Annotated in this window: 1 protein-coding gene; it reads left to right on the top strand. The window is 33.4% G+C overall.

Going from position 1 to position 2727, the window contains the following annotated elements; translation table 11 throughout:
- Positions 1-461 precede the first annotated feature (461 nt).
- Positions 462-2727: beta strand repeat-containing protein (locus PMI10_RS19600; protein WP_007810996.1), on the top strand; the 2266-nt coding region annotated here is incomplete at its 3' end.

Genomic DNA, 2727 nt, shown 5'->3' with positions numbered 1-2727 from the left:
TAGGCAATTTAGAATTATCTATTCAGCACTTAGCATTTGCAGAACAAGTTCTGTTGGTAAAAGTAGTTCTGGAAAATGGTTATACAACCACTAAAAAATTAATATTCAAATAGTATTATAACTTTATAAATTTAAAAAATCCGATAACGAAAGTTATCGGATTTTTTTATTACAGTAAATTTCATAAAATTCAAATTTTGCAATGTAAATTAAAGCGAAATTTAAGTTTTTTCGAATTTATCTTACATAAACAGGTAAAAAATAGTGATATTAAGTATAATTTAACATTAATAATTAATTTTTTTTATATTTGAAAAAAAAGTATTTCCATAAGCGCCTTGTTTTTAGTCATTTGAAAAAAGCTTTTTTGAGGAAAAAGAATAATTTTTTGCTTGCTCTGAAAGGAAGCTATTTGATAATATTTCAAAAACAATTTTAAAATATAAAATACCACATTCTGCATGATTCAAAAACTAACTATCAATTTTAATTTATTATTTTCAAAATCAAACCAACATTCAGAAATTTTAAAAAGAAAAACATTTGGCAATACCGTTATATGGCTTCGTTTGGGGATTTTCTTTATGGTTTCGTTTGTGAATGCTCAAACAACTTTTTATTCCAGACAATCAGGAGATTGGAACGCAAATACAACTTGGTCAACAATAAGTAACACAGGTGCAGCAGTTGCAGTTGGAGTTCACCCAATAGCAGGCGATATAGTAAATATTAGCATTAATCATATTGTTACATTAAATGGAGATGCAGCATGTGCTTCAATTTTTTTTCCAGATAATGTTTCCAATACTAGTAATAGCGAATTAATTTTTGCAGGTTTTAAACTTGATGTTTCGGGTGATATTAGACTCCCAAGAGCCAATGGGAGTAGATTAAATATATTAAATGTTGGTTCAGGAATCCTGAATGTTGGAGGTAGTCTAAATTTTATTACAAGTGGTGGTGGAACAATAAGACATAAGTTGTTAATTTCTACAGGAACAGTAAATATTTTGGGTAGTGTTACTTGTAGCAATAGTGCAGGTGTTCCCATTATTGAGTTTACAGGAAATGGATTTTTAAATGTTAGTGGAAACTTTTTTGCAACAGGCCTGCCCAATATTACAGGAGGCTCAGGTATTGGTACAATTAATTTAAACGGTACTAATCAATCATTAAGTGGGATTGGCTATAATAATCTTGTGCTATCAGGTACAGGAACCAAAACATTCCTTGGTATTGCAACAATAAGTAGCAATTTGTCAATTGCTACAGGAGCAATTGCTAATTTAAGTACTTTTACACATACAGCTAATAGTTTGACACTTGGATCAGTAAATACAGCTGCAGGTTCTTGGGGAGGGACTACCTCACCGGCAACCAATATAAATAGTACTTATTTTATTACAGCAACCGGTATAGTTAATGTAGCAACCGGATGTACAACTTCTCCTGCTATTACAACACAACCTTCTGCACCAACAGCTATATGTTCGGGTTCAGGAACACAGATTTTATCGGTTGTAGCTACTGGAACAGGATTAACTTATCAATGGAGGAGAAATGCAACTAATTTAAATAATGGAGGGGTTGTAAGTGGTGCAAATAGTTCAACACTTACATTAACAAATCCGGCAACAGCAGATGCTGGTAGTTATGATGTAGTGATTAGTGGTACTTGTATGCCAGCGGTTATATCAAATTCAGTAAACGTTATAGTAAATGCATTACCGTCAACTCCCACAATAGGTACTATTACTTCACAAAGTTGTACTCTGTCAACCGGAAGTGTGGCATTAAGTAATTTACCATCTGGAAATTGGACCATAACGACTATACCGACTACAACATCTACTTTAGGTTCAGGAACAACTGCTACTATTTCAGGACTCTCACCTAATACGTATAAATTTATTGTTACTAATGATGTAACTGGTTGTACATCTTTAGCATCAATAGACGTTATTGTTTCAGGTTTGGTTACTAATACATATAATAGTGGATGGTCAAATGGTATTCCTACAAGTAATCAAAATCTGGTTTTTGCAAGTGATTATGCCTCATCAAACGATTTAAATGGCTGCTCGTGTATTATCAATGCTGGAAAAACAGTAACTATAAACTCAGGTCACACCTTAACAATAACAAACGGAATTACTGTTTCTACGGATTATAATTTAATTTTTGAGAACAATGCGAGTTTGGTACAAACTAATAATGTAATAAATACGGGAAGTATTATCTACAAGCGAAATTCTGCACCGATGAAAAATTTCGATTATTCGTATTGGTCGTCACCCGTGGCAGGACAAACCCTATTTGATGATTTGTCACCTAATACGCTTGCAGATAAATATATGTCTTATTCCGGTACTGGCTGGCAAATAAGTTATGGAGGAACTGCTGTTATGCAGCCTGGAATCGGATATATTATCAGGACTCCAAAAGGAGGAACCTGGCCGGCTCCGCATCCTGAAGTGGTTGCATTTCCTTATTCACAACCTGTTCAATTTAAGGGAGTTCCTAATAATGGAAATATTACAAGCAGTCAATCGTTGTTAAACGGAAAATTTTACCTGATAGGAAATCCATATCCTTCGGCACTTAATGCAGATGAATTCTTGTTTAATAATACCAATAATCATACTGTTTTAAACGGAACCATTTATTTGTGGACACATAACACGGCAGTTACCAATCTTAAATATACCTCGGACGATTATGCTTCCT

It is taken from the genome of Flavobacterium sp. CF136 (assembly GCF_000282055.1).
Lineage (GTDB): Bacteria > Bacteroidota > Bacteroidia > Flavobacteriales > Flavobacteriaceae > Flavobacterium.
This window is presented reverse-complemented; position numbering and strand designations above follow the sequence as displayed.